This window comes from Cnuella takakiae (assembly GCF_001953305.1).
Classification (GTDB): Bacteria; Bacteroidota; Bacteroidia; order Chitinophagales; family Chitinophagaceae; genus Flavisolibacter; species Flavisolibacter takakiae.
This window is the reverse complement of the sequence record NZ_MTFE01000010.1, coordinates 1,348,785-1,375,067: the sequence shown is the minus strand read 5'-3', so window position 1 is coordinate 1,375,067 and position 26,283 is coordinate 1,348,785. Positions and strand designations below refer to the sequence as shown.

Here is a 26,283-nt window from a genome sequence, read left to right as displayed (position 1 = left end):
GCATTATGAAAATGCGGCCATGCCCAATTGAAAGCCTTACTTTCCGATACAAAAAGTGAAGACGCCTGTATTGATGCGGGTTCCAGAATAAATAGATACAAAATAGTGAATGATTTCGCCGGGGCCTTCTGCTGTAGCTTATCTGCCACCATACATACGGTTCGTCAAGGTTGTTCCCGTTGTACACAACAAATAGGATGGCTACCTTTCTTTAGAGCCTGATTCGTTGACAAGGGATAGTTGCATAAAAAAGGTGGGAGCAATCAAAGAGCACTCAAGTGCTCTGATTGATCCCACCTTTTGAAAGGTATCTAAACTAACGCCACCAAAATTCAGTTTCGACTACCCAACAACTAATTATTGGTATAAAACGGGATGTTTGCCGTAGCCACATTATTGTTGCCGTCCGTTACATACACAAACAGGCGGTAAGCGCCTTCCTGCTCCGGCGCCTTAAAGGTTACCTGCCCGCCGGTTGCTTTAAAAAATACCCCTACTACAGGCTTGGGCCGGTCTTCGTGGTCGCCGCCTTCGCCTACTTTAGTTGGTTCAGGCAATAGTTCCCAATGGTAGCTAAGCTTGTCGTTGTCCGGGTCACTAACAACTGCCAGTACCGGGTAGGTAGTGCCCGCTTTCAGGTAAATATTTTGGGTAGCTTTTTTTCCATCAAGCTGAAAAGAGTACAGGTGTGGTGCCCTGTTTTTTGGCCAGTTGCCGGACCATAAAAACTGCATTACGTCAACCACTTCCGATTCTTCGCCCTTTTCAGTAAACACCCCGTACCAGGTAGGCGTTCGCTCCTGCTTTTGGCCCCAAAGGAAAACATAAGAACCCAGGCACTTGTCTTTGTCGTTCTCAACGCCATACTCGTAGCGGCTCCGGTACACGGCAGCTTTTTCGCTGCTGGTTTCTTCTATGGGTTGCTTCCACTCCGTTTGCAGGCCTTCCCAATGACCCGTTGGCCCCCATTCAGTTACCATGTAAGCACCGTTCCATCCGCTTGCCGCGATGGTGCGCGGTAAAGTTGCCAGGCCGCCGTATGTGTTAATGGAAAGCAGGTCAATATCGGTACAACGGGTTTTTATATGATCTACGAGGTTTTTGTTTACGCCGGCAAGCACCGTTGTTGTTGGATGGTTTGGATCGAGTTGGTGGATCATTTTGGAGATCTCGTTTACCGCATCCCACACTTTTGGATTATTGTACTGCAGGTTTAGCTCGTTGCCAATGCCCCAGGCCAGTATGGCTGGATGATCTTTATATTTCAGCACTTCGCCCCTGATACGCTCCAACTGTTTACGCACCGCTACAGAGTCATTGTAATCAAAGCCGTGGCGTTCGCGGGCCACGTCGAGCCCCATCAGCACAGTAAGGCCATATTTCTGTGCAGAGTCCAGTACCTGTTCGGCACCGCGAGTGCCCCAGGTACGGATAGAATTACCGCCGTATGCAGCAATGCGATCGGCATAAACGCTGCCGCCAGCGCCTTTGACAAAATAAGGCTTGCCATCGCGGTAAAACTGGTACTTGTTTTCACTTTGGCGCAGTTCAACCCTGACAGCCCCCTTTGCTGCTGTTCCTGTTTGTGCAAATATTGCCGATGTGCATAAGAAGCCGGCTATAAAAAGTATGATGCGATTGTTCATATGAAGCATGATATTTTATTACTTAACATGTTGTGGCGTTCTATTGGGCGCCGGATACCCGTACCCAGTCTACCAGCATTTTGCATTTGCCGTCCTTTATCAGGTTTACTGTTTCGGCCGGAATGCCATAGTAGGGTTCCTTGATGCCGTTTACCTTAACCGGATAAATTCCACCCAGGGCAAAATTGAGTATCAGGTATTGGGGTTTATCAAAAACCCATTTACCATAATGCGCCACCATAGGCTTGGTAAGGCGGTAAAACAGCACACCATCCACCTTAAACAACATGCTGTCCGGCGTCCAGTCCACCGAGTACACATGCCACTGGGTTACATCTGTTTTGCCGGTAAAAAAAAACTTGTTTACAAATGGCGTTTCGCCGGAGTAGCCGGGGCCGTGCACGGCGGCGTTGGTCCAGTCGGTTTCACCCACATATTCCATGATGTCAATTTCTCCTGCATCGGGCCAGCGGCCGTTTCCCAGCATCCACCATGCGGGCCAAAGGCCGGTGCCTGCAGTCATTTTTATGCGGGCCGATGCAGTGCCGTAGGTAAAATCCACTTTGCCACGTGAGTTGATGCGGCCGGAAATAAAGTCAAACTTTTTGCCCTCCCTGGTTACAAAGCCTGGTGCAAAACGCGGGTGCAATACCAAAGCACCGTTTTGGGCACCTTCGGCTTCTTTGCCTTTGGCGATGTACAGCGTCAACGAAGAATCGACATAAGCCTGTTGCTCGTTGTTTACTACACCGCCGGTAACTACTACGTTCCATTTGCTCCGGTCGAGCGAAGCGCCGGAAAAATCATCGAAAAAGATGGTGGCAGCTTCACTGGCCGTCCTGGCGGTGTTTTGTGTGGCAGCGCAGCCCGAAAGGAAAAAGGTGCCGGTAAGGGCAATAGAAAGCCCGGCCCAGCCCATTGACTTCAGCATCATCATGAAATTGGTTAATGGTAATTGAGGAAAAAAGGGTTACTGCTATAGTTTTCTTGAAAAATCATTTATGAAACAAGCATTGTAAGGCTGTCATTGCTGCCCTCAGTTGCTTATTGATATACCCGAACATAATCGACAATCAGCCACGCCGGAAAATAGGTGCTGGCGTCGGGGTTGCCAGGCCAGTTGCCGCCAACCGCCAGGTTTACAATCAGGTGAAAAGCTTCGTTGAAGGGGTAATTGTTGGTACCCAAATCAGCTTTACTGATGGTTGAAAAAACATTGCCGTCAATCAGCCACTGGATCTGGTCTTCTTTCCACTCAAGCGAGTACACATGAAAGGCGTTGGACAAAGCACCGGCGGCGTTTACGGTGCTGCGGCTGATTTGCGTACTTCCCGGGCCGGGCCCAAAATGCACAGTGCCATACACCTTATTAGGTTCGTGCCCCAGCAGCTCCATCATGTCGATTTCGCCGCTGCGCGGCCATGCGCCAAATACGCTGTTTTCGGGCATCAGCCAAAACGCAGGCCAGATGCCCTTGCCTTGCGGCAGTTTTGCCCTGATATCAATACGTCCATACTTGAAAGCTTTTTTGCCTTGTGTTTTGATACGGGCTGAAGTATAGTTGCGGCCGCCAAAAGCTTCATTGGCAGCTTCGATGATCATTTTGCCATCCTGGAAAAAAATAGTATTGGGGCTACCGGAGTAGTACTGCAGTTCATTGTTGCCCCAGCTGCACAAGTTGGGGCAGCCATCGCCGGTTTCGGCGGTCCACGCAGCCTGGTCCAACGACGTACCGTTGAACTCATCGCTCCACAGCAACGAGTAACCGGGATAAGTTGCTGGCGCATCAAAACCTTCATTGCTGAAAGCGATACGGGTGTCATCGTTTCCAATGCGTCCGCTGGCAATTCCGCGGCTGATTGTGGCATTTACCGGGCCGGACAAACGCACGGAAAAAGTTTCGTTGCCTTCCCGTACATCGTCGCCGTTTACTTCAATGGATATCTTGCCTGTTGTTTGCCCGGCGGGGATGGTTACAGTACCGCCCGACACGGCCACAAAGTCCTCACCACCTTTGGCAAATTCATCGGCGGTGCTATAGCTTACGGTTACGGGTTTTGAAAAGCTATTGCTTAAACGCACCTCGAAGTCGAAAGCATTTTTGCCCGTATTGCCTTCACGGGTAGCAACATCTGAAATGGATATTGCGGGCGTTTTTTCGGGTTCGCCTGAGCTGCCTTTGCTGCATCCGCAAATTGCAATTACCGAGGCTACAATGATTTTTTTCATAAACGGTAAACCAGATCTTGCTTTGTTTTAGCTATGTCTTATTATTTAATCAGTTGCGGGACAGTACCTGAACCGAATCGTTGTTCTTTGATACTACAATCCACGTTTTTTTGCCGCCGTTTAGTTCCAGCATATCCCGCACATCACCCTTAACCAGCAGCCCGCTTTTTGAAGCAGCTACCGGCGTAAAACTTCCTTTTCCATTACCCATGAGCAAAGAGCCGATGCTGGCATCGGACCGCCCCTGCTGCACCCTGAAGGGATAAAAATTGCCGGTAAGCAGAATGTCTTCTTTCCCATCGCCGGTAAAGTCTTTGTACAATATGCCGTTGGCCATGCTAAACTGCGCTTCCAATGGCAGGGGTTTGAGGGAAAAGCGGCTGCCTTCATTAATCAGCAAGGAAGACTGTGTGTTGTAGATGTACAGCTTGGCCGCTGCGGCCAGCTGCTCAGGCGAGAGGATGTCGTTGATGGTGGCATTGGCAAAATCGGCGTAGCGCAAAAAGCGCTTGTTCAGTGCCGGCATTTTTTCCACCACCTCATCGCGGGAGTTGAACGGATAGCTGGCATGCTGAACATAATAAGTCATCAGGGGCACGATCGAACCATCGGGAGCAAAAGGTCCGGCATAAGTAATAAGCGGCTCCTGCTCATTTGCCCGGAACTGCGAGTTGGTACCGGCGTTGCCCACAATAAAATCAACATCGCCATCTTTATCCACATCAGCAGGAAGGATCTTGCACCACCAGCCGCCTGTTTTTTCCAGGCCCCATTTTGCAGTAATGTCGCTTAGCTTTTTGCCCTGCTCGTTGCGGTAAATTTTAACAGGCATCCAGTCGCCTACCACTATCAGGTCCATCCAACCATCCTTGTCTATATCGGACCATGTTGCATCCGTTACCATGCCTGTGTTGGTAAAATGTACACCCGCTAAGCCATCAGTAACGTCGGTAAACTTGAGGCCTTGCGCACCGCCGTCGTTGCGCAGGATCATATTGCCTTCGCTAAACGGGTATCGGCCTGGAATAGAGCGGGCGCCTACAAACAGGTCGAGGTCGCCGTCTTTATCAAAATCCGCAGCCGTTACACAACTGCCGCTAAACGCTTCCCGGGGCAGCGCAAGGGGCTGGCGCCTGAAATTGCCCTTTCCGTCGTTTTCATATAATCGGTCCTGCAGGCCCGGTACTGCTCCCGACCACTCGCTTCCGCCGCTTACCACGTACAGGTCGAGATCGCCGTCTCTATCGGCGTCCAAAAACAGGGAACCAACATCTTCATAAATGGCGTCGGATTGCCAAGGCTTTTCACTTCCCTTTACAAAACGCCCATCGGCAGTTTGCAGAAACAGGGCGCCGCTTTGTTCGGCAGCGCCGCCAATGTACACATCCTCAAGGCCATCGCCGTTTACATCGCCCTTGCTCATCCGGGCACCCTGGCGCGAAAGCTGGTACGGAATAAGGTATTCTCTTTTAAAATCAACAAACTCGTTTTCCTGGTGCCGGAACCTGAGCCCGCTGGTGGGGGTTACATCGGTAAAAAATGCAGGGGTAGCCTTTTCAGGAGTCTGGCTTTCGCTCCGCTGCTGTTCCTTAATCAAGTGTGCCTTATTGATGGCCGGATTGCGGAGCACCGACACACCGCCACGCGGCCACAGCACTTTTACTTCCTTAACCTCCTTTTCTTTTCCCAAACCAAAATTGAGCACATAATCTACCGAGGACTGGTAGCCCCGCACGGGGTATTGCTCCTGAAGCTGGCTGCCCGATACCGTAGTTACAACCACTTTTGCACCCAGGCCAAACGTATTGCCTTTGCTGCCGGTGAGCTTTATCCTGATGAAGTTATTTTCCTTTTGCCTGTCCGTGTTGTTTCGATACACCCAAGCCGGATCGTTGTTGTTGCACACAATGAGGTCGAGGTCGCCATCATTGTCCAAATCTGCATAGGCCGCGCCATTGCTTACACCGGGCTCATCGAGACCCCAGGCTTTGCTTTCGTCGGTAAACCGAAGGTCGCCGCTGTTGCGAAAGGCATAGTTGCTGATTTTGGTGGAAGGCATTTTCTGTACCAGGTCGTACAGGGGCATATTGCGTTCGTAGCTTTCCCTGGTGGAAACGTCGAGGCCTTTTGTCACGGCCTGCTGGTACGCTTCAGCCACCTGATACTTCATGAAATCAAGGTTGGTGGATTCCCGCAGGTAGCCGTTAGTTATAAACAGGTCTTTCCAGCCATCGTTATCCAAATCAGCGAAAAGAGCGGCCCAGCTCCAGTCGGTATTCGACACGCCGGCCAGTTGGCCGATCTCGCTGAAAACAGGCATGCCGTTAGCGTCGCTGCCACGGTTCAGTTGCAGCACGTTGCGGTTGTTTTGGTGCCCGTAGCCGCTGTCTACCATCAGGGTGTATTTGTCGTACTCGTCGGGGCCCTGCAATATTTTCTGGCGGTAATTTGTTTCGGGCAGCATGTCCATCGTCACCACATCGGGCAGCAGGTCGTTGTTGTAATCGGCTATGTCGAGGCCCATGGTATTGCGGCTCATGTGCGGAAATGCCTGCTGGGCAATCTCTTTAAAAGTGCCGTCGCCTTTATTGAGGTAACAGAAATCCTGCTCGTGAAAATCGTTGCTCACCAAAATATCGGACAGGCCATCGTTATTGATATCGCTGATTGCGATACCCAGGCCGAAATTGAGGCCACTGCCGTAAATGCCGGCGCTGGCGCTGATATCTGAAAATTTACCCGCATCGTTGCGATAAAGCCGGTTGCCATATTTAGGATGGCGCAAATTGCGGAGGTGGGTAGTGTTGAAAAAAGGAGAATAAAACTCGGCGGCATGGTTCAGCAAAAACATATCTAAATCGCCATCCTGGTCAAAATCGAAAAATGCCGCCTGGCTGGTGTAGGTACCTGGAGCATCAATACCGTAAGCCGCAGCTTGTTCAGAAAAAGAAGGAACACCATTTTTCCCCGTGCCCTGGTTGATAAACAACTGGTTGGCGCGGTCGGTATCGGAGCCAAAGCCCGAATAACAAACGTAAATATCGAGCAGACCATCACCGTTGATATCTACCATATTGGCACCGGTGCGCCAGGCGTCTTTGCCCGCTACACCGGCTGTTGCCGTAATATCTTCAAAGCGAAAACCGCCTTTGTTGAGGTATAGTTTGGAGGGTGTTTTATTGCCGGTAAAAAAAACATCGGCAAGGCCGTCGTTGTTGATGTCGCCAATGGCTACGCCGTTGCCATTGTAATAATATTGGTAAGTAAATACGTTTTGCGCCTGGTCTTCCGTGATGGTGTTTGTAAAATTAATACCCGTTTCACTTTCGGGCAGCTTTTCAAATAAGGTATGCTGCTGCCGGCAGGCAACCAGGACACATAAAAGAAAAGAAATCAGTACAACACGTTTCGGCATAAACAATCAGTGCAGATAAAGATAGAAATGGACTCCGGCAAGCGCCGAAGTCCATGATACATAAAAAGCTGAAACTAGTACCCCGGGTTTTGAACCAACTGGGCGTTGCGGTCAATCTCCGATTGCGGAATAGGCATCAGGTTTTGGAAATCTTTAAAAGTGCGGTCTTCCCATACGGGGTAAGCATAACTAAAGGTACCGTCAGGATTACGGGTGATGCTTACCTTGCGGATCGGTTCTTCGAATAATGCCGATCCAAGCTTCCAGCGGCGCACATCAAAAAACCGGTGCTCTTCAAAAGAAAGTTCTACCCTGCGTTCATTGCGAATGCGTTCGCGCAGGTCGGCCTGCGACAAACCGAAAAGCGCAGGCTGGCCCGAGCGGGCACGCACCTGGTTTATTGCATCGTACACCGATGCATCGGGACCAACTGCTTCGTTTTGCGCTTCGGCATAATTCAACAGCACTTCGGCATAGCGGATGAAAATCCAGTCGTTGTCTGCACCACCGGCAGCGCCATACTTGGAAGTATCCACCATTTTCAGCAAACCATAACCGGTCTTGGAGCTATCCAGGCGGTTGGAGTTGTTGGTGTTGCCACCGCGGTAAGTTTCAATGATCACGCCCATCTTATACTTAGAGCCCTGGTGCAATACCGATTTATCCAGTCGGCTGTCCCGGTCTTTATAAGGATCCTGTGGATTGTAGCCAGACGAAGGATCGCTGATAGGCTTACCATTTTTCATTTCGTAAGCGTCCACCAGGTTTTGGGTGGGCGAAAAGCTGCCCCAGGCACCATCGCCTACACCCGGCACGCTCATATACCATTTGGCACGGGCACCATCGCTTGGCTGTACGTTGGGATTTTGAAATTTGCGTGCAAAAATGATTTCCTTGTTGCCCACCTTGTCAATAAAGGTTTTGTAATAATCGGGGTGCAGGCCATAGTCGCCGCTGCCCGGAGCAGGGCCAAATGCCATTACCGCTTTTGCTGCATCGGCAGCTTGCTTCCAGAGTGCTGCACTGCTGCTGGTATTATTCAAGGGGCTGGCACGATAAAGGAGTACCCGTGCTTTAAGGGAAAGCGCAGCAACCTTGGTAGCACGGCCCATTTCGGAGGCCGGGTAAGTTGCGGACAAGTTTGCAGCCGCTGCATCGCAATCTGCAATAATCTGGGTTACACACTCCTCGTAGGAGTTGCGGGCAACAATCGCTTCATCAGGCGTTCCGGCGGTTAAAATCAGGGGCACGCCGCCAAAGCACTTGATCAGTTCCTCGTAGGCAAATGCCCGCAGAAACTGTGCTTCGCCTTTCATGCGGGCCTTCAGGGTAGCTTCGCCAGGCACTTCGTCAATCCTTCCCAACAGGATATTGCATTTACGAATTATTGCGTAGTGCTGGTTCCACATGTCCTCGGAGTAGCCCCAGGTAGTGGGGATCACGCCCTGGTTTAGGGTATGTGTAGAAGCTGCCAGGTTGTTGGCTTCGGCATCGTCGGTAGCCATGGCAAAGGCACTCATGCCACGCGCCCATCCGTTGGCTACGCCCTGGTCGGCACGGGCAAAGCCACTGGGGAGGGTTCCATATATGTTATTCAAGAATCGGTTCACATATTGTAAATCGGTCCACACGTCGGCATCCGACAAGGCATCGCTTGGCTTGATGTCAAGCAGGTCCTTTTTACAGGAACCGGCCAGCACCACAACCAGCAGCAAGGATGCAAATTGTTTCAGTTTATTAACAATCATAAAATCGTTTGTTGATAGTAGTTATTTACAGTTGGCCAAAAATCAAAACTGGAGGTTTACACCAAAGTTGTATACCGACTGCACTGGATAGTACCAGCCACCAGCGTCTGTGTTCTCGGGGTCTACGTTCCGGATATTGGTAAAGGTTGCCAGGTTCTGACCTGTTGCGTATACCCGCAATTGACTCACACCCACTTTCGACAGAAAGACAGGCTTGAATGTATAAGCCAGCTCTACGTTTTTCAGGCGCAGGTAAGAAGCATCCTGAATCCAGAAGCTGTTGGCACCAATTCCATACGGCGGGGCACCAGGAATCTGGTAGTTGTTGGTGCTGGCAGTGGCGTTGGTAGACAAGCGCGGGAATGCTGCATTCGGGTTGTCCGGCGTCCAGCGGTCAAGCCACTCGCTTGTAACACGGCCACCATTAAAGAATGCAAATCCGGCATTGTTGGTTAGCTGCATATTTGTTTTGGCAGCGCCCTGGAACAGGAAGTTCAGTTCAAGACCTTTGAAGTTGATACCACCGGAAATACCATACACTGCCAAAGGCACGGGACCAGTGCTCAAGAACTGCCGGTCGGCATTGTCGATCTTTCCATCATTGTTTACATCCTCATACATAATATCGCCGAGTTGAACGGGATACTGTGTCTGCTTACCGTAGGCCTTGAAAGCAGCCGAGTCGCGAAGAATACCGATGGCTTTGTAACCAAAATAAGAGCCAATGGGATGACCAGCCACTTTAAAAGCGTCGGGCACATTATTGGCCTGGGCGGCATAGATGATCTTGTTGTTGGTCAGCGTCAGGTTTGCACGGACACTGTACGACAGGTCTTTGCTGATGCGTTTGTCGTGGTTGATTGAAATTTCCACGCCGCGGTTTTCGGTTTCACCGATGTTCTCGGCCGGCAGCGGTCCGCCGAAAGTTGCAGGAATCTGCGCAGAGCGGGTAGCCAGGATATTTGTACGGTGTTCTTTAAATAAGTCTACCTCCAGACCAAACAGCCCGTTAAAAAGACGTGCTTCAAAACCCACATCCGATTTTGTCGAACTTTCCCAACTTACCAGCGGGTTAGCGGCGGTGGGGTTCAAGCCAGGCACCACGGTACCACCAATGGCGTAGTTTGCCGCCACAGAACCATACCTGGCCAGGTACAGAAAGCGGGCACCGCTGCCAAGGGCATCGCTTCCCAACTTACCCCAGGATCCCTTGATTTTCAGATAGCTGAGCCAGGAATCAGTAGCATCCATGAATTTCTCGTTCGAAAGTACCCATCCGGCAGAAAATGCAGGGAAATAACCGGTACGTACATCAGGCGCAAAGTTCTCCGACTGATCACGGCGCAGGCTGGCCTGAAATAAGAAGCGGTTGTCATAATCATAGTTTACCCGGGCAGCGGCACTGCGCAGCGCGGTACGGTCTTTCCATCCGCCAATGGTTTCCGTAATTACACCGGCAGGGTTGGTAGCTGGTCCTTGGTCCAGTACGTCAAACGTAGAAAACTCGTAACCCGAGCGGGAGGCATTGAATCCATTAGAAGGCGATTCTTTCTGCAGCAGCAATACAAGCGCTGAAACACCGTGCTTGCCAAACCTGTTTTCATAATTGATATGACCTTGCAGTTCGGTGGCCCGCACCTGCGTAAAACTTTCGCCTACGCTGGGGTTCTGATAAGCCGAACGGTCGTAGCCCGTTGGGTTAGCCGGGTTGGCGGTATATACATATACGTTATCGCTAAACCGCTTATTGTAGAAAAAACGTTTGTCGTAAGCAAGTACGCCTTTCAGCGAAAGACCTTTTACCCATGGAATCTGCTGTTCCAACTGGAAGGTTGAGAGCAGCACCGTGGCTTCGTTGTCGTTGTAGCCAGCGGCAGGGTCAATGGCCCGCAGCGTGTTTACATAGGAACCTACCTGCGCATAACCTACACCATTATAATAAGCAGGAATGGTGGGCGGGTTGCGGGTAGTATGTTCAAAGATGCCGGAAATACCGGTAGTGGGCGCTGTGCGGTCTTCAATGCGGCCCGAAATGTCCACCGAGAACTTGGTGGTACGGGTAACCTGCATGTCCAGGTTGGTGCGCACATTATAGCGTTTGTAGTTCAACGACTTGTACAAGCCATCCTGATCCAGGTAGCCCAGTGAGGCAAAATACCGCACCTTGTCGGAGCCACCGTTGAAGGAAAGATTGTGCTGCATCTGCGGTGCGTTGCCGCCCAGTACCAAACGCTGCCAGTCGGTATTTGGGTACAACACCGGATCGGCACCGGTGCGGTATTTTTCAATCTGCTCGTTGGTAAAGGCCAACGGCAGGTTATCGTTCAAAAGCGCCTCGTTCAGCAAGGTGGCATATTCATAAGCGCCCAGGTTGTCGTTGAACCTGGTTACTTTTTGTATGCCATAGTTAAAGGAGTAGTTGGTAGATATTTTGCCGGAGCGGCCCCTTTTGGTGGTCACCAGAATAACGCCGTTGGCACCTTTCACCCCAAAGATGGCAGCAGAAGAAGCATCTTTCAACACGCTCACCGATTCAATCTCGTTGGGATCCAGTTGCGAAAAGTCGCGCTGATCCCGCACAATACCGTCCACCACAAACAAGGGTTGCATGCTGCCCGCGAAAGTGGAGTTACCACGGATGTACAGGGCGGCCGCATCGGCACCGGGTTCGCCCGATGCCTGCTTGCTGATGATGCCAGGCACACGTCCCTGCAGCGCAGTACTCATATCAGCTACGGGGCTTTGCGTCAGTTCCTTGCTGTTTACCGTAGCAATGGCACCGGTTACATTGCCCCGGCGTTGCCGACCGTATCCCACCACCACTACTTCGTTCATAGAAGTGGCTATTTCGTCGAGTACGATGTTAACCACGCTTGCGCCGTTAACCGGCACTTCCTGATTAGCCATGCCTGTGTAAGACACCAGCAGCGAGGAGCCGTTGCGCGGAACGGAAATAGTATACACTCCGCTATCATTGGAAACAGTATAAGTAGTACTGCCTTTGAGGGTAATGGTGGCACCGGACAGCGGCTCCCCATTGGTTTTGCGGGTGACACGCCCGGTTACCGGTACATTCTGTGCCTGCGCTTCTGCAAAGAAGCACAACAGCATCAGGATGGCTGAAAAAAAAAGGGTTTTCAGATTCATATGCAGCTTTTAAAATGTTTAACTGTGTTGTAATAGGCAAACCCGAAGGCTTGCTGCGCGTAATTCTTATTGGGCTATAAACTTGAACTGGTGCACGGTTTCGCCGGGCAGCCCAGAGCGCAGCACCATGGCGGTGGGTGAAATAGAAATAATCCGGTAATTGTTGGAGGAAATATCTGTTACGCCAATAAACTGGTTGGGTACCGGGGCCGACAGTGTGATAGAAGCAATACCGGCACCCTGTGCGGGCTTTCTTGGGTCAAACAAATAGCTGGCGTTGGCAAATGAGCGGTCGCCGCTACAGGTATAGTTCGGCTGAATGTTCCCGGCATTGAAGGTAGACCCATTGGCGTTGTAGGTCAGCTTAAGCGTAGTGGAAAACGTATACAAATCATCCAACTGGCAATCGGAAAGCGGGCCGCCGCCAAAATATGCGGCCGGGTTGTTTTCTGTACCTACAATAATGGTATTGGCACCATTGGGATCCAGTTTCCAGCTTTTAGCAGTCAACAGCTTGAAATTGGGGTCGTTTAAAATATCATCAACGGTTGCCGTTACTGCCTGCCCGGTGCTGTCGTAGCCGCCCCTTCCAAATGCCCGAAGCTTGATGGTATAGTTTCCCTTCAAAGGAAAATAAGCCGTATCAATCTTGCTGCCTTTTACAAAATTGCCTGTGCCTTTATCCCACTGGAAGGCAAATGCATTTTCGGAAGTGCTTTCTAAGACAAAGGTGTTAACCCTGCCGGGTACAGGCGTTGCCGTAAAAGAAGCTTTTGCCGGGCTGCCAAGGGTTCCTTCGTCCTTGGAGCAGCCAGATGCCAAAAGGAAAGCAGCAAACAGCCCAACAGTAAGGTGTGTCGGAGTCGATTTAAGTTTCATATAGCAGATTGTTGATAAAAAGAAATAGTAAGGAATAAGGCGTGGAAAAAGATGCAGGTTATACAAGCCCAGGAAGATGCTATTGCACTGGGCCCAGCAGACCCGGCACATGGGCCTTGGCTGCCAGAATGGCGGCCGGCAATAGCATTATTATGCGGAAGTGAAAGTAGCCAGCGAAAAAAGCAATCAGGTTTCATATACAGGCATTCGCAGTTAACGGTATGGCCAGAACCGCATTTTTGCAGTACAGCCGAACATCAAAAGTACCTTCCTTGCATCATCCCACTTGCATTTTATACTACATCCCTACTACATCTGGTGCTAAAAAGCCTTCGTTTTCAATGCTTTTTCACTACATCTGTAGTACATCTTCGATTCCTTGTACCTTTCCGTCATTAGTTGCGCTACTGTATGCTGAGGAAACTGCTTGCATTTATTTTAGTAACCTGGTCCGCTACCGCCATTGCCCAAAATACCATCGGGCTGCCGGTAACTGACAATTTTGACAAAAACATCTACAATGCCGGTGCACAAAACCGGGAAATAGCCCAGGATGCAAACGGCATTATGTATTTTGCTAATAACGAAGGTCTTTTGTGTTTTGACGGTACTTACTGGAAGCTATACCCGCTCCCCAATAAAACCATTGTACGGTCAGTGGCCATTGCGCCCGATGGAAAGATTTATGTAGGCGGCCAGGACGAGATCGGTTATTTCAGCCCGGACGCTGCAGGCCGGCTATCTTTTACTTCGCTGATACACATAGTGCCCAGGAATCACCGGCCTTTTGCCGATGTATGGAATATCCAGTTTCAGGGAAACCATGTTTTTTTCCGGACCAGCAACAAAATATTTCGCCTGCAAAATGGCAGCATGTCGGTATTTCCCAGCAAAAACGGCTGGGGTTTTATCGGATCGGGCAGCAACAAGGTTTACGCTTACGACCTGAAAGCGGGCTTTTTCCAGTGGGATGGCAGCCAATGGCAGCACCTCAACCTGCCGGAACCACTCACCAGCGAGCTCCGCATCAGTGCATTTACCAGTTGCGGTGCTGACAGCATGATCATTACCACGGTTAATAAGGGCATGCTTTTGCTTACACCAGGGAAAATCGCTCCATTTACCCTGAAACAGGCCCGCTTTCCGGCGGGCATGCATTTTACCACGGCCGTTCGGCTGGATGGGGAAACAATGGCTTTGGGGAGCAGTGCAAATGGATGTTATATCGTGCGTATGAGCGGTGAGGTAATCCAGAACTTTAGCCGGGAAACCGGCCTGCAGAACAACCGCATCACCAACCTTTTTCAGGACGCTAATAAAAATATATGGGTAGGCCTGGAAGGCGGCATTGATTTTATTGCCTACAACAATGCCATTAAAAAAATCAATCCGGCCGTTTTCAACGATGGCAGCGGTTATGCCGCCTTGGTGTATGCAAATCAGCTTTACCTTGGACTTTCCAACGGGCTGTATCGGCTGGAACTGCCTAAACTAAAAGATTACAGCTTTGCCACCAGCGCTTATCATCCCGTGGCAGGCGCGGAAGGGCAGGTTTATGGCCTGGGGCTCTTTGGCAATTTGCTTTTGCTTGGTGGCCATGATGGTTTGTTTTCCCTAAAAGGCACCCATGCCGTGCCTATTGCAAAAGGTACAGGGTACTGGACTTTTCAACCCTACCAAAACACTAATGGCGATAGCCAGGTGCTTGCCGGCAATTACCACGGCATCAGCTTATTCAATACCGGCACCAGTGCAATGGCGTCTGCCCGACCAATACCGGCATTTGATGAATCAGCTCGTTTTCTGGTGGTAGACAACGAAAACCGCATATGGGCCTCCCACCCTTACCAAGGCATTTACCTGTTTGAAGGACCTGATCAAAAATCCCGAAAGCTATACACCAGTAAAGACGGGTTGCCCTCCTCGCTCGACAACCATGTATTTAAAGTGAAAGGCCGGATGGTCGTTGCTACCATCCACGGCATATACGAGTATGATCCGGCTAAAGACCGCTTTGAACCGTCGGAGTACTTTCGACCGGTATTTGGTACCACCAGCGTTCGCTACTTGAAAGAGGATGCAGCCGGCAACATTTGGTTTATCCACGAAAAAAGCGTGGGCGTGGCTGACTTTTCTACCCTAAAGCCAAAAATCATTTACCTGCCGGAGCTGAATCGAAAAATCGTAAGTGGCTACGAGCATATCTACCCCATCAATCAAAATAATATCTTGGTTGGCGCCGAAAAAGGATTTTACCACATCAATTATGAGCAATATAAAAGCCATACCCACAGCCTGAACGTTTTGATCCGCTCGGTGGAAGCCATCGGTAAAACAGACACCCTTCTATATGGGGGCTATAACAGTGCGGCTGGAAAAAAGGTCAGCAAGGCCGAACTTGAGCACAACCGTAATTCTTTTCACTTTTCTTACTCGGCACCTTTTTACGAACAGCAGGCAAATATTGAGTATGCCTTTCAGCTCGAAGGCCTGGATAAAGGCTGGTCGGAATGGAGTAAAAAAACCGAAAAAGAATACACCGCGCTGCCGGCAGGAAGCTACACGTTCAAGGTGAAGGCAAGAAACAATCTCGGAAACGAATCGACCGTCAGCAGCTATTCTTTTGTGGTGCTTCCGCCCTGGTACGCAACGGCCTGGGCGTTTGCGGCGTATTTTATTTTGGCTTGCCTCGGCGCCTTTTTGCTGTACAAAAGACAGCAAAAACGTTTTTTGCGCCAGCAGCAAAAACACAGCGAAGAGCAGGAACACCTGCAGTACCTCCATCAGCTGGAAATTGATAAAAACGAAAAGGAAATTGTAAAGCTGAAAAATGAAAAGCTGGAAGCAGAAATAGAATACAAGAACGCGGAACTGGAATACAAGAACTCCGAACTGGCGTCCATTGCCATGCACCTGGTGCAAAAAGGAGAACTGCTCACCAAGATCAAAGACGAACTACAGCGCCTGAACAAAAATCCAAAGCATTTAGAGCCCCTGAACGACCTTAAAAAGGTAATCCGCATATTAAGTGACGAGGAAAAATTAAACGAAGACTGGGAGCAATTTGCAGTCCACTTTAATAAAGTTCATAATGACTTTCTGTTGATGCTGAAAGAAAGATATCCGGATTTGAAACCACACGAACTGAAGCTATGTGCTTACCTACGCATGAATCTTTCCAGCAAAGAAATTGCGCAGCTAATGAATATTTCCGTGCGTGGCGTGGAAATAGGGCGTTACCGGTTGCGCAAAAAACTGCAACTAGCCACAGAGGTAAACCTGTCGCAATTCATGCTAAGCCTTGAAATCAAGAAAGGCCCTCATGCAGCACCGGATTTGAAAGCATCGCTGAATAGCATACAAACCGGGTCACAGAATTAAAGTGCAAAAACGGTATCAAATTGCCAAAGGCACCAGCTGCTGCAATCAAAGAAAGCAGTTTTACTGCCTGTTTAGATGCCATAAACAAAATATAATCGTTTCAACAGGGCTGAATACCTTTTTTTGCAAACAGAAATAAACGACAGCATTTGGTCGCTTGACTGCAGCAGTGCTGATTTTGTTATGATCACAAGAACTTCGTTTGCTAGAGCTTATCTCAAAAACACCTTAGTGCATAATGACTGAGGCGAGATAAGTAACCAAAGCAATGACAAGGAAAGTGCTGCTAAAAGCAGGAAAAACTATACTAAATGCAACTTAAAGAAAGACCGGTCACTTTCCGATACAGAACTTTGAAAAAATAAAATCCAACTGGTCTTCATTCGTCACCTCACCGGTGATCTCGCCCAGGTAGTGCAGGCTGCGACGGATGTCCAGAGCCAGCAGGTCGCCGGGAATATTCAAATCCAATCCATTCAAAACTTCTTGCAGGGATTGCTGTACTTCCTTCAATGCATGGTAGTGGCGGGCATTGGTTACTACAACGTTTTCACCCAAAGTGTTTTCCTGTAACACAACTGCTACCATCCGTTGGCGCAGGGTGTCGATACCGGTACCAGTTTTTGCAGCAATGAGCAATGTCTCCTGGCCAAACTTCAGGTTGTTGGCGCTTGTCAGGTCCGCCTTATTACCTACCAGCAAATAACGAATGCCTTCAGTCCTGAGGTCATCGGCTACTTTCAGCAGTTCATCAGGCGTTGTACTGGTGGCATCAAACAGGTACAGTACCAGGTCGGCCTCGCGGCGCTTTTGCAGGCTGCGCTCAATACCTACCAGTTCGATGGCATCAACACTGTGGCTGCGTATACCGGCTGTATCAATCAACCGGAACAGGATACCGTCAATGTTGAGGGTTTCTTCAATGGTGTCGCGTGTGGTACCGGGAATGTCACTCACGATGGCCCGTTCTTCATTCAACAGGGCATTGAGCAATGTAGATTTACCTGCATTGGGTTTTCCGATGATGGCTACACTCACGCCATTCCGGATGACATTACCCAATTGGAAGGATTGCAGCAGGGAACCGGTCTGGTTCAGGATTGCTGTTACGAGGTTTTTAAGGTCAGTACGGTCGGCAAACTCAATGTCTTCCTGCGAAAAATCCAGTTCGAGTTCGATCAATGCGGAAAAGCGGATCAACTGTTCGCGCAGTGCACTGAGCACCGTAGAAAAGCCACCGCGTATATTATGCAGAGCGGTTTTTTGCGAGGCTTTTGTATTGGCTGCAATAAGGTCGGCAACAGCTTCAGCCTGGGTAAGATCAAGCTTGCCATTAAGGAAAGCGCGTTGGGTAAACTCACCGGGTTTGGCCAGTCGTGCACCGGCAGCAATGCAGGCTTCCAGCACCCTTTGCTGTACATAGGGGGAACCATGACAGGAGATTTCCACTACATCTTCACCGGTATAGCTGCGCGGATTTTTGAAGAGCGATATCACTACTTCATCCAGCACCTCTCCGCCCTTTTTTATAGCACCTACATGCAGGGTATGCGATGGCTGCGCATGCAAATCTTTTGCAGGGAACAGGCCATTCACCACATCGATGGCTTGGGCACCACTAAGGCGCAGCACGCCAATAGCACCCACACCGGGGGGTGTTGCCAGTGCTACAATCGTATCATCCCAACCGGAAAGCTTTAAGCTCATAGGCTGCAAAGGTAGAACCGCAGATTTGTATGATTTAAAATGATTTGTATGATCCCTGGCCGGCACATTACCGCGTTCTGAACAGCGTTCTTATTCGCTAGGTAGGATTGGCTTACAAACTTTATTATTTCAAATGGATTATAGCAGACAATGATTATTGTTTGTAGCCATACTCAGAAAATACAAGATTGGTATTGATCCTGCACCTTCTTTAACCGATCATACAAATCATTTCCAATCACACAAATCTGCGGTCACGAAAAAGCCCCCTGCGCACGCAGGGGGCTCTATTATTTCACGGTTGACGGTTTACGTCTAACGTTCCATTATTCTTCAGCTACCACGAAGGTGATGGGCTGCTTACGGTAGGCGTTTACGTTACGGCCGTTCTGGATAGCAGGCGTCCACTTGGGACCGCGCTTGATAACCTTAACTGCTTCTTCTTCCATACCGAAGCCGTGGTTGCTCAGGGCTTTAACGTCGGAAACGTTACCGCCTTTGTCCACGATGAACTGTACTACTACAGTGTAAGTACCCGAAGGCGCACCATTGTCAACAGGTGTACTGGGGTTCAGGTTGCGCTCCAGGAAGCGGCGCCAGGCGCTCTCGCCACCAACGAAGGAGGCATCAACTTCCACTTTTTCGAATACTTTGTTTTCGTCTTCTACTTTGGGCGCTTCCACAACACCTTTACCGGCATCAACTACGGGAGGCGCTGCAAGACCGAGATCTTTTTCACCTTCCTGGCTGATTACGTCGATTTTGGTGTCTTCAAGCTTTTCAACCTCTGGTGGAATGTCTTCCTTCTTCACCTCTTCATCTTTAACGATCTTGGGAGGTGTGAATTTGGTCATTTCCACTTTGGGCGGCTCCTGCTTTGGCGGCGGGGGCGGCGGAGGTGGCTCGGGCTTTTTCTCTTCTTCCTGCTTGATGTCTTCCAACACTACTTCCTTGATCTCCAGCGCGGCTTTATCGTTGTCGGCAAGCGACTTCGAAATAAAGCTGTAGAGGAAGAGCGCAAGTGCCAGGGCAGCAGTAATACCAAGCGCCAGCCAGATGCGCTTGTTATAGGATCTGCGCAGTTCATAAGCACCGTAGGCCTTGTTCCTGTCTTCAAACAGGATATCCAAAACATCGGCACTCAGAATTTTATTTGCTTCCATGCTTGTTGTTTAAAATGGGTTGCGTTACAATTACTGTGCTGCAGGGGCAGGCGCGCCACCACCTTCAGTTGCAGCGATCAGCTGTTCCTCAACTTCGGAGATGTCCACCAGCGCAAAACGCTTCACCTCGTTGATCGTCATCTCGTCCAGGATATCTACCGTGTTTTTGTAGGTAGCTTCCTTTCCGGGTTTGATTACAATCACCAGGTCTTCAGCGTTGGTGCTGCGTTTTTTGTCCATGATCACCTTACGAATGCCGGATTCCGGATCGAAGTTGGTGCTTTTAAAGTTGGACGCATCGGGAGCAAGCTGACCTTCGTAATAATATACGTGGTTGTCTTTGCTCATCATTACCGTCAGCGCTCCAGACTCCTTGGCTTTGTTCTGCTCTTCGTCCTTATCGGTATCCTTGGGCATGAACAGGTCCATTGTAGCGGGCGTGCTCATGGTAGAGGTAAAGATGAAGAAGGTAATGAGCAGGAAGCCCAGATCCACCATCGGGGTCATGTCTATCCGGGTAGACATTTTCTTTTGCTTCTTGACCCCCGGGCCTTTCTTATGGCCAACGTCGCCACCACCAGTATCTAATGAAGCCATACCGTTTGGTTAATTTGATGAATTGATCTTGTTTACTTATTGGGCACCGGCGCGGCTACGTGCCAGGTCGGTACCAGCAGGTACATCTTCAGGAGAGGTTACCAGCTGGAATTTGTAGATGTCGTTTTTCTTGAACGCGGTCAACACGTGCTTGAAATCGGGATACTTGGCGTTGTTATCGGCCTTGATCAGGTAGTTTAGTTTACGACCCGACATGGCAGTAACAGCGTCGCGGATCCAGGTGGTCAGCTCGTTGTTAGTGGTATCGCGAACAGGAATACCGGGCTGCTTGATGTCCTTTTGCTGTTCGGCAGGCGTAGCCAGCAGGGGCTTCAGCTGCGTAAAGGGAACACCGATGGAGTAAGATTTCACAAAGTTCTTCATCTCGTTTTCCGTCAGTCCCAGGTTTTTGTTCTGGTTCAGGTTACGGATCACGGTCAGCTTCGCCTCGGGATCATTCTCCGACAGCATGGTAAAGAATACACGGCCTTGACCGTCCATTTCTACCATTACGGCATCGTTGGCAGGCAACTCTTTTGTCGACACCGAGTTGGGCGTGGTAATTTCCACGGGCTCGGGTGGCTTCATCTTGGTTGCCATGATAAAGAAGGTAAGAATCAGAAAGGCAATGTCCACGAAGGGAGTCATATCCGTATCTGCAGTCTTCCTTGCAACTTTTACACTCGGCATGTTTGTTAGGAATTTAGAATGAGATGCTAGTTGTTACCTGTTTCCACAAAACTTTTTGCAGCTTATTTGTAAAGCGAAGCAAAAGATTGGGTGAGGGTAAAACCAGACTCATCGATACCGTAGGTGATCGCGTCAATCTTGGTGGTAAATACGTTGTACATAACCAGCGACAGGGCGGAAGTACCGATACCCAGGGCGGTGTTGTACAGGGCTTCAGAGATACCAACGGCAAGGTTGGAAGCAGCACCGGCACCACCTTCTTCACCCAGGGCGGCGAAAGAACGGATCATACCCATTACCGTACCCAACAGGGCTACCAGGGTACCCAGCGATACGATGGTGGACAGGAACACCAGGTTCTTCGACAGCATGGGCAGTTCCAGGGCAGTAGCTTCTTCTACTTCTTTCTGGATGCTCAGCACTTTCTGGTCGGTGTCCATTTCGGTGTTGTTGATCATTTCCTTGTAACGGCGCAGACCAGCCTTCATTACGTTGGCAACAGAACCACGCTGCTTGTCGCACTCAGCCAGGGCGGCGTCTACGTTGCGGTTAGCAAGGTGATACTGAACTTTGCGGATGAAGTCGGCGATTGAACCTTTACCCAGGGCTTTGTTGATGGTGAGCAGGCGCTCAATCGAGAATACGATTACCATGAACAGCAGGCCAATCAGCAGGGGAACGATGATACCTCCTTCATAGATGGCAGCAAATGCACCTTTGGGACCTACGTGGTGCGGCCAGAAACCACCAGCTGCGTCGGGTTGCTTGAAGTTGTCGGCACTACCCATCAAAAAACGCCAAACACTGTAACCGGCCAGGATACACAAAATGGGAGCGAGCCAGGAAATGGCGTTGCTGCTTTTCTTCGGTTGCACAGAGGTAGCCTTCACGTTAGCGGCTGTCGCGGTTGCAGTCGGTCTTGTTTCTGCCATGATCGTTAATTTTTGAAATTTGAAAAGAGAATTTTGTTTTTGCTTTTGTTTTTCAAGTGCACAATTCTAAGGAAAAATTGTGTGAAATATTACCAACGGTAAAAAATTTTCCCAATCACTACCCACATGCGTTTTTTTTACATGCAAGCAGACAGAAATCAGGTGGTTACTTATTTGGAGCGTAGCTTTAATGAAGGCGGGACAAAGGTTTCAGGGCATTGAAGCTATTGAATTAATAAGCGTCATTTATACGCAAATAAGCCATTTGTCGTTCCTTCCGCAGCACGCTATTTGTCTCTATTCGTACCGCAATGCTTCAATGGGATTTAGCTTTCCTGCTTTCAGGGCGGGGTACAAGCCTGCAAGCAAACCCACTACAGTGCAGATGATGATTCCGTAAAATATCCAGTCCCATGGAACAACAAAACCCGTATTAAGAAAAAATGAAAACAGGTTGCCAACCCCGATACCAAGCACAATACCAAATATTGCACCAAGGACGGATATGATGATGGCTTCTATCAGAAACTGGCTGCGCACCACCTTGCTTTTGCCGCCAATGGCCTTGATCAGGCCTACCTCCTTGGTACGCTCGGTTACCGATACCAGCATGATGTTCATCAATCCAATGGCCGCTCCTATCAGGGTAATCAGCCCAATAACGGTTGCGGAGATTGTGAGAAATCCCAAACTGTTCATTGCCTTTTCAGCAACACTGTCTGCGCGGTCCAATACAAAATTGCTTTCCTCAGTAGTGTTCAGTTTGCGTACAGCGCGGAATATACCTTCCGCCTCCCCCATCGCATTTTCTACCTGCGACAGGTCGCTGGCCATAACGCCAATTACATAGGAAGCCTTGCCGCCAAAATTTTGTTCAATGTTCTTATACGGTGCCACCACAACATTATCGCGGCTAAAGCCAAAAGAAGAGCCCCTGCTGGCCAGAACACCAATAACGCGGTAAGGAATACTATTGATGCGGACAACGGCATTTACCGCCTTTTCCGGCCCTGTTTTGAACAGTTTCTTCGCTACATCATATCCAAGCAAACAAAAGTTGCCTGCCGACCTGATATCCTGCCTGCTGAAGTTGCGGCCAGCCAGCAGGTTGAAGCCATTAAGCGTGAGGTAATTGTCATCGGCACCAAACACAAAAACATTAGGCGAGGTTTTGCGCGACCCGCTGTTGACAATGGCATTGCGGTTGGCTAATACAGATACCCCTACCGTAGCACCGAACTGGTAGCGGTTGACAAAAGCCGCAGCTTCCTCTTCAGTAACCAATTTATCGAGATTCGATTTCTTTTCGCGGCGTGCGCCCTTGCGGGTAACCGATGTTTCGGAACCACCACCGCCAAAGCGGATATTCCGCTCTTTATAACGGATGCTGAATCCGGAAGCCCCCATGGTAGAGAAACTCTCAGTCAGCTTTTGGTTCATGGCTTTGATGGCCGTAATAATACCTACCAGGGCCATGATGCCAAAGGCAATGATGGCCACCGTAATGCCGGTACGCAGCTTATTGCCGCGCACGGTGCGGAAAGAAAGGGAGAAGACGTCGGAGAAATGCATGGCAACGCCTAAGGTAGGAATTTAAATAGTGCGCCGGAAAGTTTCACGGAAAGCTAATATTTGACGCACCGCAGTTTGGGCTACAGGAATAATGTATGCTAAAGCGCCAAGCAGCAAAGCAGGCCAATGCTGCACCGGGATTGAGCGCGAACCTTTAAAAATCTCCCTGCCTGTTTTCTTATCTATTCTGTGCCCCGCTGCTCCCTTGCCTACTCTTCGTAAAAAGCAAAAAGGTCCGCCGAAGCGAACCTTTGCAAATATTGAACATTCTGTACCTGCTGCAACTTAGAAGTACAGCCAGTAGGTCAGCAGGCTTGGGAATAAACCCAGGATGATGGTAATGGCTGCCACTGCCACCAGGGTGTAGGTAAATGCAGGGGAGGCGTTAAACACCAGGGCATTGCCACTGGTGCGCTCCTTGAAGTACATGGCCTGTATCAGTCGGAAATAATAGTACACCGAAACAGCGGCCATGAGTACTGCAAAGATCACCAGCCATACACTGCCATTGGCAATGGCGGCACGCAGCATCATGAACTTGGAAAGAAAGCCGGCTGTAAGTGGTATACCGGCCAGAGACAGGATAAAGATTACCAGTGCGGCGGCAACCACGGGCTGCTGTCGGGCAAAGCCGTTGAAACCATCAAATGTGTAATCCTGCATGCGGATCAACACAGCAAAGATGCCGATGGTAGCCAGCGAATAAGCTGCGGCATACAACAGCAGGCCTTCCTTAGCATCGCTGTTGATGGCATAGATTGCCAGCATCATAAAACCTGCCTGTGCAATAGAGGAATAGGCTAGCATGCGCTTTACGCTTTGCTGGAAAACGGCCGTGATATTGCCCACAAAAAGCGTAGCTGCCGTAATGATGGCCACCAGCAGTTTCCATTCGCCTTGTATGGTATTGAAGCTTTCGGCAAACAAACGCATGAAGGCAATAAAGCCACCGGCTTTTACCACCGTAGCCATGAAAGAGGTAAATACCGTAGGCGATCCGTCGTACACATCGGGGGTCCAGAAATGAAAGGGCGCGGCCGATACTTTGAACGACATACCGAAAAGCAGGAGCATCATACCTGCGATGAGCAGTACGGGAATCTTTGCGGTATCAAAAGCAACGGATGTAAGGTTGAAACTGCCTGCTGCACCATAGCAAAGGGCAATACCCATCAGCATGATGCCGGTAGAGAAAGATCCCATCAGGAAGTACTTCAGCGAAGCTTCGTTGCTCTTCAGGTTGCGCTTGTCCGATCCTGCCAGGATGTACAGCGGAATGGACATGATCTCAATACCCAGGAAGAGCATCAGCAGGCTTTGGAAAGCCGCCGAAATGATTACCCCACAAAGGATAAAAAAGATGAGGGCAAAATAGTCGGAAAAGTTAGATCCTACCTTTTCCATATCGCTGCCCGAAAGCAGGAAGAATACCAGGGTGGCACCAGCCGCGATGGTGGAAAACAGGAGGGCGAAAGAGTCAAAAGCCATCAGGCCTGCGGTGTTGATGTTGAAGAACGACACACCACGGAGTTCGGCGATGTTGGCCACTATTACTGCCAGCAACAATACAATGGCCAGGTTGCGGATGGCAGCTTTGTTGTGCAGCAGGATACCGCTAAACATCATCGCCACGCCGCTGAGGGCCGAAAAAATCAGAGCGTTCATAATTATTTTCCGATCAGTTGTGCAACAGAAGCTTCTTTCAACAGGCTGTCAACAAAGCCAGCAGTGAGGTTGAGCAAAGGCTGCGGGTAAACACCAAATACGATTATGATTCCAACAACGATGGACAAGGCCACGCGTTCGTTGAACAGGATGTCGGTAGCACGGGCGGTGAGCTGGTTGGTATTGCCAAAGAACACTTTGGACACCATGTTCAGCGTATATACTGCGCCCAATATGATGCTGAGACCTGCCAGTACGGCAAACACATGGTTGTACTGTGTAACGGTGCTGTTGAAGATACCGTTGAACATGAGGAACTCACCGACAAAGGCATTGGTTAAAGGCAGGGAGATATTGGCAAAAGCAACGATTACCAGCAGGATGGCCAGCGCCGGCGCCTTTTGTGCCAGTCCGCCCAGTTCGCTCAGTTTGCGGGTACCCATCTGGCGTTCGATCAATTCGACAACGATCCACAAACCGATGATGTTTACACCGTGGTTGAACATCTGCATCATCACGCCCTGTGCACCGCTGGTGCTTTCGGCAAAAAGCGCAGCACTCATAAAACCAATGTGCGCGATAGAAGAATAAGCGATCAGGCGCTTCAGGTCGTTTTGCTGGATGGCAATGATGGAAGCGTAAATGATACCGATCACCGAAAGGCTCATCACGACATCACCCCAGGAGTATGCAGCGGCAGGTACTACCGGCATTACCCAGCGGATCACACCATATACACCCATTTTCACCATAATGCCGCTCAGCACCATTGTAGCGGCCGTAGGGCTTTGCTCGTAAGTGTCAGGTTGCCAGGTATGGAAAGGGAAGATGGGCATTTTCACGGCAAAAGCCAGGAACATCAACCAAAACACATGCGACTGCTCGCGGGTAGAAAGATTGAGGTTATAAAACGACTGCAGCGAAAACGACTTATCCGGTGTTTGGAAATAGAGGTATAAAATACCGATCAGCATCAGCACCGATGCGGTGAAGGTGTAGATAAAGAATTTGAAGGTCACGGCAATGCGGCGCTCCCCACCCCACTGCGAGCAGAGGAAGTACACAGGGATGAGCGCCAGTTCCCAGAAGAAGTAGAACAAAAGTGCATCGGTTGCCAGGAACACGCCAATGATACCGGCTTGTGCCAGCAGCATCAGTCCAAAGAAACTGTTTGATTTTTTATAGGTGCTGTTCCATGTTGCTACCAATATTACAGGGTAGGCAATGGTGGTGAGCAGGGTCAGTATACCTGACAGGCCATCGAGGTTCAACGAAAAAGAAGAACCAAGCGAGCCCATCCAACCGGCATGAAAGTTTCGGCCGGCATCTACTGCGGGCAGGTTGATACCCCACACAGCCAGTGCTACGCCGATGGTGGCTACCAACAGGGCCCAGCCTCTTGCAGTGCGGTCGTCTTTGAGCCCGAAGCTTACCAGGCCGCCGATCAGCGGAACGAGAAAAAGTAATAATGTAACCATATCAAACCCCCTGTCCCCCTAGAGGGGGAACTTA

General features: G+C 49.8%; 16 protein-coding genes. 1 reads left to right on the top strand and 15 read right to left on the bottom strand.

Features of this window, described 5'->3' with window-relative positions:
• Positions 1 to 353 precede the first annotated feature (353 nt).
• From BUE76_RS06360 to BUE76_RS06330, 7 genes are all read right to left on the bottom strand, one after another.
• On the bottom strand, positions 354 to 1,646 hold the full coding sequence (locus tag BUE76_RS06360; protein WP_216820634.1) for a glycoside hydrolase family 2 TIM barrel-domain containing protein: 1,293 nt from the start codon (positions 1,644 to 1,646) through the stop codon (positions 354 to 356).
• A 40-nt stretch (positions 1,647 to 1,686) separates the two neighbouring features.
• A complete protein-coding gene (locus BUE76_RS06355; RefSeq protein ID WP_216820633.1) occupies positions 1,687 to 2,583 on the bottom strand; it encodes a glycoside hydrolase family 16 protein in 897 nt (298 codons plus the stop codon).
• Positions 2,584 to 2,690: 107 nt separating this feature from the next.
• The gene (locus tag BUE76_RS06350) at positions 2,691 to 3,875 is read right to left on the bottom strand and encodes a family 16 glycosylhydrolase (protein ID WP_073040742.1); all 1,185 of its coding nucleotides are present in this window, start codon (positions 3,873 to 3,875) and stop codon (positions 2,691 to 2,693) included.
• Positions 3,876 to 3,924: 49 nt separating this feature from the next.
• The gene (locus BUE76_RS06345) at positions 3,925 to 7,290 is read right to left on the bottom strand and encodes a VCBS repeat-containing protein (protein ID WP_073040744.1); all 3,366 of its coding nucleotides are present in this window, start codon (positions 7,288 to 7,290) and stop codon (positions 3,925 to 3,927) included.
• A 74-nt stretch (positions 7,291 to 7,364) separates the two neighbouring features.
• Positions 7,365 to 9,038, bottom strand: coding sequence for a RagB/SusD family nutrient uptake outer membrane protein (locus tag BUE76_RS06340; RefSeq protein WP_083596382.1), 1,674 nt, complete (start codon positions 9,036 to 9,038; stop codon positions 7,365 to 7,367).
• Between the two features lie 42 nt (positions 9,039 to 9,080).
• The gene (locus BUE76_RS06335) at positions 9,081 to 12,185 is read right to left on the bottom strand and encodes a SusC/RagA family TonB-linked outer membrane protein (protein ID WP_083596383.1); all 3,105 of its coding nucleotides are present in this window, start codon (positions 12,183 to 12,185) and stop codon (positions 9,081 to 9,083) included.
• 66 nt (positions 12,186 to 12,251) lie between these two features.
• A complete protein-coding gene (locus tag BUE76_RS06330) occupies positions 12,252 to 13,064 on the bottom strand; it encodes a hypothetical protein (protein ID WP_073040746.1) in 813 nt (270 codons plus the stop codon).
• 411 nt (positions 13,065 to 13,475) lie between these two features.
• Here BUE76_RS06330 and BUE76_RS06325 point away from each other — a divergent pair, with 411 nt between their 5' ends.
• Positions 13,476 to 16,445: a ligand-binding sensor domain-containing protein gene (locus BUE76_RS06325; protein ID WP_073040747.1), complete on the top strand. Its 2,970-nt coding sequence runs from the start codon at positions 13,476 to 13,478 to the stop codon at positions 16,443 to 16,445.
• Between the two features lie 333 nt (positions 16,446 to 16,778).
• Here the strand turns inward: BUE76_RS06325 and mnmE are convergent, their stop codons facing one another.
• The 8 genes from mnmE to BUE76_RS06285 form a co-directional block, all read right to left on the bottom strand.
• Positions 16,779 to 18,152 carry a tRNA uridine-5-carboxymethylaminomethyl(34) synthesis GTPase MnmE gene (mnmE, locus tag BUE76_RS06320; protein ID WP_073040749.1) on the bottom strand — a complete coding sequence of 458 codons (1,374 nt, stop codon included), beginning with the start codon at positions 18,150 to 18,152 and terminating at the stop codon, positions 16,779 to 16,781.
• 326 nt (positions 18,153 to 18,478) lie between these two features.
• Complete coding sequence (locus BUE76_RS06315) at positions 18,479 to 19,315, bottom strand: energy transducer TonB (protein WP_073040751.1); 837 nt, start codon at positions 19,313 to 19,315, stop codon at positions 18,479 to 18,481.
• A 30-nt stretch (positions 19,316 to 19,345) separates the two neighbouring features.
• Positions 19,346 to 19,912, bottom strand: a complete 567-nt coding sequence (locus tag BUE76_RS06310) for an ExbD/TolR family protein (protein WP_073040752.1) — start codon at positions 19,910 to 19,912, stop codon at positions 19,346 to 19,348.
• A 36-nt stretch (positions 19,913 to 19,948) separates the two neighbouring features.
• Positions 19,949 to 20,602 (bottom strand): ExbD/TolR family protein, encoded by a 654-nt coding sequence (locus BUE76_RS06305; protein ID WP_073040754.1) that lies wholly within the window; start codon positions 20,600 to 20,602, stop codon positions 19,949 to 19,951.
• Between the two features lie 62 nt (positions 20,603 to 20,664).
• Positions 20,665 to 21,534 carry a MotA/TolQ/ExbB proton channel family protein gene (locus BUE76_RS06300; RefSeq protein ID WP_073040756.1) on the bottom strand — a complete coding sequence of 290 codons (870 nt, stop codon included), beginning with the start codon at positions 21,532 to 21,534 and terminating at the stop codon, positions 20,665 to 20,667.
• 297 nt (positions 21,535 to 21,831) lie between these two features.
• Positions 21,832 to 23,106 carry an ABC transporter permease gene (locus BUE76_RS06295; RefSeq protein WP_073040758.1) on the bottom strand — a complete coding sequence of 425 codons (1,275 nt, stop codon included), beginning with the start codon at positions 23,104 to 23,106 and terminating at the stop codon, positions 21,832 to 21,834.
• A gap of 285 nt (positions 23,107 to 23,391) precedes the next feature.
• A complete protein-coding gene (locus BUE76_RS06290) occupies positions 23,392 to 24,771 on the bottom strand; it encodes an NADH-quinone oxidoreductase subunit N (protein ID WP_073040760.1) in 1,380 nt (459 codons plus the stop codon).
• Positions 24,772 to 24,773: 2 nt separating this feature from the next.
• Positions 24,774 to 26,249, bottom strand: a complete 1,476-nt coding sequence (locus tag BUE76_RS06285) for a complex I subunit 4 family protein (protein ID WP_073040762.1) — start codon at positions 26,247 to 26,249, stop codon at positions 24,774 to 24,776.
• Between the last annotated feature and the right edge of the window lie 34 nt (positions 26,250 to 26,283).